5 protein-coding genes are annotated in these 6,935 nt (G+C 61.7%); all 5 read left to right on the top strand.

Annotated elements, in window-relative coordinates:
- Positions 1-197 precede the first annotated feature (197 nt).
- The 5 genes from EAV90_RS33615 to EAV90_RS33595 all read left to right on the top strand — a co-directional run bounded on the left by EAV90_RS33615 (position 198) and on the right by EAV90_RS33595 (position 6,774).
- The gene (locus tag EAV90_RS33615) at positions 198-1,211 is read left to right on the top strand and encodes a formylglycine-generating enzyme family protein (RefSeq protein WP_122404336.1); all 1,014 of its coding nucleotides are present in this window, start codon (positions 198-200) and stop codon (positions 1,209-1,211) included.
- Positions 1,212-1,226: 15 nt separating this feature from the next.
- On the top strand, positions 1,227-2,840 hold the full coding sequence (locus tag EAV90_RS33610; RefSeq protein WP_122404337.1) for an arylsulfatase: 1,614 nt from the start codon (positions 1,227-1,229) through the stop codon (positions 2,838-2,840).
- 371 nt (positions 2,841-3,211) lie between these two features.
- Positions 3,212-3,514, top strand: a complete 303-nt coding sequence (locus EAV90_RS33605; RefSeq protein WP_245509676.1) for a transporter family protein — start codon at positions 3,212-3,214, stop codon at positions 3,512-3,514.
- Positions 3,515-3,634: 120 nt separating this feature from the next.
- Complete coding sequence (locus EAV90_RS33600; RefSeq protein WP_129145837.1) at positions 3,635-5,761, top strand: adenylate/guanylate cyclase domain-containing protein; 2,127 nt, start codon at positions 3,635-3,637, stop codon at positions 5,759-5,761.
- Positions 5,758-6,774, top strand: a complete 1,017-nt coding sequence (locus EAV90_RS33595; RefSeq protein WP_122404340.1) for an ABC transporter substrate-binding protein — start codon at positions 5,758-5,760, stop codon at positions 6,772-6,774. Before EAV90_RS33600 ends, EAV90_RS33595 begins: the two co-directional genes overlap by 4 nt.
- Positions 6,775-6,935: the final 161 nt, after the last annotated feature.

Here is a 6,935-nt window from a genome sequence, read left to right as displayed (position 1 = left end):
TCAATCCGCTTCCACTCCGCCTCACTCAGCCAATATAGCTTTTGCCCCATCAAGCCCCCCTTCGACTCGGAGGTCTTGAATCACAACTCCGCCTCAGCGGGAATCCCTATTGAGTACAGACCCTAGATCAATCCAGCCTCCGTTTGGCGCACGAATTTGCACCGGGGTCGGCTCCTCACGCGCTCGGGCGCCTTGAGATGCTCCGGAAAGCTCTCGAACATAACAAGCGGCAGGGAGATGATGTCGCAACCGAGGACCTGGCGTGGGTTCCCGGCGGCACGTTCCGCATGGGCTCGGATCATCATTATCCGGAGGAGGCGCCCAGCCATCGCGTCACGGTCGACGGCTTCTGGATCGACCGCACGCCGGTGACAAATCGACAGTTCAAGGAATTCGTCAACGCGACCGGTTACGTGACCACGGCCCAGACGGTGCCGAATCCCAAGGACTATCCCGGTGCGCTGAAGAAGATGCTCTACGCTGGCTCGCTGGTATTCTCGCCACCGCAGCGCATCACCGACTCCAGGGATTGGAGCCAGTGGTGGAGCTTCATGAAGGGCGCCAACTGGCGCCATCCCTACGGCCCCAAGAGCAATCTTAGGGAATTGGACGATCATCCCGTCGTCCACGTCTCCTATGCAGATGCGCTCGCTTACGCGATATGGGCAGGCAAGGATCTGCCGACCGAGGCCGAGTGGGAGTTCGCCGCGCGCGGCGGGCTGGAAGGCAAGGAATTTGCCTGGGGCGATGCGCTCGCGCCAGGCGGCAGACACATGGCGAATGTCTGGCAGGGAAACTTCCCGGTCCAAAATCTCTGCGAGGACGGCTTTGAGCGCACATCGCCGGTGAACGCGTTTACGCCGAACGGCTACGGCGTTTACGACATGATCGGCAACGTCTGGGAGTGGACCTCGGATTGGTGGTCGGCCCGGCATGAGGCCGTTGCGCAAAAAGCCTGTTGCATTCCACGCAATCCGCGCTCGGGGCAGGAAAATGCGAGCTACGACCCGACCCTGCCCAACGTAAAAATCCCGCGCAAGGTCTTGAAGGGCGGCTCGCATCTTTGCGCGCCGAACTATTGCCGCCGCTACCGGCCCGCGGCCCGCCATGCCGAACCGGTCGATACATCAACAAGTCACGTCGGATTCAGATGCGTAGTCAGAAAAATGGGAGTTGACGATGGCCTCGAAGTCAAAGCGAGACTCGCTTGATCGCCGCACGGTGCTTTGAGTGGAACTGCCCTGGTCGCGGCAACTCTTGCCTCCGACGCACTGGCGCAGGCGCAGAAGGCCGCGCCTTCGCCGGCACCTGCCGCTGCACCTTCGGGCAGCAAGCCGAATATTCTCGTCATCTTCGGCGACGACATCGGCTACTGGAATATCAGTGCCTATAGCCGCGGCATGATGGGTTATCGCACACCCAACATTGATCGCATTGCGAGAGAAGGAGCGATCTTTACTGATCTGTATGCTCAGCAATCATGCACGGCGGGTCGCGCTGCGTTCCTCACGGGGCAAAGTTGCTTCCGAACAGGACTGCTCAAAGTTGGCCTTCCCGCCGCCAAGGAGGGGCTCTCAGAAAAAGACCCGACGCTTGCCGAATTGCTTAAGCCGCTCGGCTATGCGACCGGACAGTTCGGCAAGAACCACGTCGGTGATCGCAACGAATTTCTGCCCACGGTACACGGCTTCGACGAGTTCTTCGGCAACCTTTACCACCTGAACGCTGAAGACGAGCCGGAGAACCCAGACTATCCCAAGGACCCGGCGTTTCTCGCCAAGTATGGTCCGCGCGGCGTTCTCCACACATACGCGACGGACGCGGATGACCCGACTGAAGATCCGCGGTTTGGCCGGGTCGGCAAGCAGAAGATCGAAGACACCGGTCGGCTCACCAAAAAACGCCAAGAGACGGTGGATGAGGAGTTCTTGTCCGCCGCGATGGCATTCATTGAGAAGAACAGCCAGGCCAACAAACCCTTCCTATGCTGGTTCAATTCGACGCGCATGCACGTGTTCACCCACCTCAAGCCGTCGTCCAGTGGCAAGACCAGTTTGGGACTTGAGGCTGACGGGATGGTCGAGCACGACGGCATGGTCGGTCAGTTGCTCAAGCAGCTCGAAGATCTTGGCATCGCCGACAACACGATCGTACTTTATACGACCGACAATGGTGCCGAAGTCTTCTCGTGGCCGGACGGCGGCACGACTCCGTTTCACGGGGAAAAGAACGCGAGCTGGGAGGGCGGCTACCGCGTTCCCGGCATGATCCGCTGGCCCGGCGTTGTCAAACCTGGGACTGAAATCAACGAACTCATGTCCCATGAAGACTGGGTGCCGACGTTGGTAGCTGCTGCGGGTGAGCCGAACGTGAAGGAGAAGCTGCTCGCCGGGTACCAAGCTGCCGGCAAGAACTTCAAGGTCCACCTGGACGGCTATGATCAGCGTGCTCTGCTGGCCGGTAGCGGGCCAACCAAGCGTAAGGAGTTCTTCTATTGGACCGATGACGGCAACCTTGCCGCTCTTCGCTATGACCGCTGGAAGCTCCTGTTTCTGGAGCAGCGAGCGAACGGAATCGATGTGTGGCAGGATCCGCTGGTACCGCTTCGGCTCCCCAAACTCACGGACCTTCGCGCGGATCCTTTCGAGCGGGCTCAGTTCGATTCGGGCGAATATGTCACCTGGCGGCTCGAACGTGCTTTTGCCCTTGTCCCCGCGCAGGACGTGGTTGCCCAGCACCTGAAATCATATGTCGAGTTTCCGCCGCGGCAGAAGCCAGGCAGCTTTTCGCTCGATCAGGTGCTCGCAAAGCTACAGGAGGGCAGCAGCGGCAAGCGCTGACTTGAACTCCGCCGAGCTACGTCAATTTGCGGCCGTAACCCGTGGCGGCTCGGAACTCGGAGCTACGGCCTCGCGCGCCATGGCACGCGATTGAGCCGAAAGCGATGTGAAATTTATTGCGGATGGAGGACTCGATGAGCGAAACAACATTGACCCCGACGTGATACCGAGAAGAACGGCTTCTCGATCATTGACGTGACGCCGAACAAGGTGACCTTCCGCCTGTTCATGTGGCGGCTGCCGGAACCGGTGTCATCGGTCGATACGCTACAGCCAGCTTTTGTCTGCGAGGCAAGGAGGCCCATCATAACGGCCGCGACTCAGACGGATCTCATCGCGTCAGAAGAAGCGAGCTATCGGAGGGGACAGGCATGACAAGGAGTCAAAAAGGAAAACTAATCGCGCTCGGCTGTCTGTGCGCTTTTGCGCTGCTCGCCAGTCGGCCTCCCGCTTCGGCCGACGAAGGCGGCATCAGCTTCTGGCTGCCCGGAACCTTTGGGAGCCTCGCTGCAGCACCCGGCACCCCCGGTTGGGCCTGGGCCACGATCTACTATCACACCGACGTTTCGGCGGCGCCAGGAGCACAGTTTCCCCGCGGCGGCAGTCTGGATGTCGGCATCAGCGGTAAGGCCGATCTTGCTCTGTCGGTCCAAGCTACGTCTTTGCCGGCCTAGAACAGACCGCAGGGCTGGAACACTTGGCTGACGTTCGCGATCTCGCTGACGCCGGACACGACGTCGGCCAAGCCGATCGTCCGGAAATACCAGTGGGAGAGCAACAGCAAGGCACCTTCAATGAGCGCAAGCGTCTCCAACGGTCAGCGTTCCCTTCGCGTCGGCTTCCGGACGTCGATCATCACCGTGTTCATTGCGGTCGTGCTGCTGGTCGGGCTGACGCTCGTCTATTTGAGCTTCGCGCGCGTCACCGACATCACCCGGAGCGCAGCCGGCACCTTCATCGATAAGGTCGCACAGCTCGGGGCGGACCGGATCGACTCGCAGTTCAAGAATGTTCGCGATTGCCTCGATATCCTGGGCGGACTTCCCTCAGTCCAGTCCGCGGACATCGACGACAACACGAAGCTCTATGGCCTGATGGCGGCAATGCTGCGCAACAACGAGCCGCTGTTCAACCTCTATGTCGGCTACGAAGACGGCTCGTTCCTCGAGATGGACATGATCGATCGCGCTGGCCCCGCCTTCCGGTCGAGCCTGAACGCCCCGGAGGACGCGACATTCCGCCTCGTTGCGATTTCCCGGACCGGCCCGGCGGCTCACCCTGCCACCACGATGCTCCTGTCGGACAACCTCATCCCACTCGAAGAGAAGCCGGGGCCAGGCGATTACGATCCGCGGCAGCGGCGTTGGTATACCGACGCTTTCAGGAGGGAAGGCACTCTTCTCACCGGCCCTTACGTGTTTTTCGCGACAGGGCTTCCCGGCTACACGCTGCGCATTCCGCTGAAGGACGGACGGCGCGGTGTCGTCGCGGGCGACATCCTGCTCAGCCAGTCCGAGGCGCTCCTCCGGCGGCAGCAGCTCGGCTCCGGAACGGCCTTCCTGTTCAACGATGACGGACGGATCGTGGCCCATCCGGAGATGAGCAAGCTGATGACGGATTTCCGAGGTCGCGGAGACGAGCTGCCGAAGATCGAGGCGACAAATCTTGGGGGCCTCTCCCAGGCGGTGCGGGCGGCAGAGGCAGGTGGGCACGCTCACCAGTTCCTGTCGGACAAGGCGGGACGGACCTACGTTGCGGCGTTCCAGAAGGTCGAGAGCGCGGGTGCAGCCAATGTCAGGCTCGCCGTGGTCGCCCCGCTGGACGAGTTCTTCGCCGAGATCATCGCCGAACGTCGCACCCTGTTCGTCACGGCGCTTGGGTTCGTCGCCGCCATGGTGCCGCTGGCATTCTGGATCGGTTCGCTGCTGGCGCGATCGTTGCGCGAACTCGCCCGGCAGACCGACGAGATCCAGCATTTCCAGCTCACGGAGCGCCCGAAGCTTCGCTCGATGATCCAGGAGATCGACGACCTGGCCCGTTCGGTCTTCACCATGCGCACCGTGATCCGCAATTTTTCGAGCTTCGTACCAAAGCAGATCGTGCGCCAACTGATCGAATCCGGCGCATCGCTCGCGCTCGGCGGCACGCGGCGCGAGATCACCGTCTTGTTCACCGACGTGGCCGATTTCACTGCGAAGACCGAGAAGGCGGATCCGTCGCAGGTCATGATCTATACCTCGCGATATTTTGCGGCCCTGTCGGAAGTCATCATGGCCAACCAGGGCACGGTCGACAAATTCATTGGCGACGCCGTCATGGCATTTTGGAATGCACCGGCTGATGATGCAGAGCACGCCGTCAACGCTTGCCGGGCCGTGCTCGCGTGTTTGCGCAGGAACGAGCAGTTGAACGCGACGTTCGAAGCGGAGGGCTGGCCGCCCTTCGCCACGCGCTTTGGCCTGCATTCGGGCGACGCCGTCGTCGGAAACGTCGGCTCGGCCGATCGAATGAACTACACGGCTCTCGGTGCCACGATCAACCTGGCCTCGCGGCTCGAGGGGCTGAACAAGAGCTACGGCACGCGCGTGCTGGTTTCCGCGGCCGTGAAAGATCGCGCGGAAACTCACTTCGTCTTCCGCTGCGTCGATCGCATTCAGCCGAAGGGATTCGCGGAATCCTTTCCGCTATTTGAGCTCCGATGCGAGCGGACGGGCGATATCAGCTCCGAACTGGAGTTCTGCCGGCGATGGGATGCCGTCTACGCCATTGTCGAACGCCGCGATGACGCGGCCGCTCTCGGTATGGTGTCGGAGTTTCTGTCGAACCATCCCGAAGATCGCGTCGCTCAGCTTCATGCGGAGCGTCTCCGCTCGGCTGATGTCATTCCGCTGCCCCGTCAGGCGGGGAGGCATCACACATGAGCGCTGCCCTGTCACAACGCCTCGATCGGCGGCAGGTTCTGAAGCGCGCGGCAGGTGTCGCGATCGGCTCGATGCTCGCTGCGCCATCGGTGGCGCAAGCCAGAACGAAGTTGCGGCTGGGCTACCTTCACGTGGTCGCGGTCGACGGGCATATCTGGACCGGGCTGGATCGTGGCTCCTTCGACAAGCAAGGCCTCGATTTCGAGCTGCATGAGTTCAACACGGGGCCGGAGGTTTTCGAGGCCATGGCTGACGGTCGGTTGGACGTGCTGTCCGCCGGCGGCGTGATCTCCAATTATCTCGCACTCGGGCGGGGACGCGCCTTCGTCATGAACGATATCGAGGTCGCAACGGCTCAGCTCTGGGTGAGGCCAGCCCTCGGCGTCAGCACGTTCGCCGATCTCAAGGGAAAGCGGATCGCGACGACGACCAGGACCACGGCGCACATCTTCCTGGACCGGGCGCTCCGCGCCAACAACGTGGATCCGTCGCAAGTCGAGATCGTCGATCGCAACATGTCCGGCGCGGTGCGGGCCTTCATGTCCGGCGAGGTGCCGGCCGTAGCGCTCTGGGTGCCATTCAACATCACGGTCCGCGAGGAAATACCGGACGCCATCAAGCTGGTAGACGCCTCCGCCTTCTATCCCCAATCCGCCGTCCTCGGCGGATGGGTAGCGAGACCAGACTATTACGCGGACAACAAGGAGGTGCTGGTCCGGATCATCCGCGCCTGGGCGGAAGCCAACGACTACATGGTGCGCAATCCCGGGCCGGCGGCTCAGACGCTGCATGACAATCACTACAGCCAGGCGAAGCTCTCGGACGTCAGCGAGGCTTTCAAGGCCGAGAAGATGTTCACGTCGAGAGAATGGAAACGGCTCTACACGGATGGGACCGTGGTCAAATGGCTCCAGCAAGTCAGCGACTTCTTCATTGCAGAGGGCCGTATCCCCAATCCAGTCCCCGCGGCCGACTATTTCGACCCCAGCCTTTATCTGGCCGAGATCAAATGAGCCTCATCCGCCAGTCCAGCCGGCCGTCTCGCTGTTGCGGCAGGAGGCGCCAGTGATCACCAGCGATCAAATCGACTGGGCGCTGGAGCGGCTCGCCGCCACCCTAACGCAGGATTTCTCTTGAGGCTGTGTCGGAAGATCGCATGCCGGCGGCGGCCAAC

It is taken from the genome of Bradyrhizobium vignae (assembly GCF_004114425.1).
In the GTDB taxonomy this organism is placed as follows: Bacteria; Pseudomonadota; Alphaproteobacteria; order Rhizobiales; family Xanthobacteraceae; genus Bradyrhizobium; species Bradyrhizobium vignae.
This window is presented reverse-complemented; position numbering and strand designations above follow the sequence as displayed.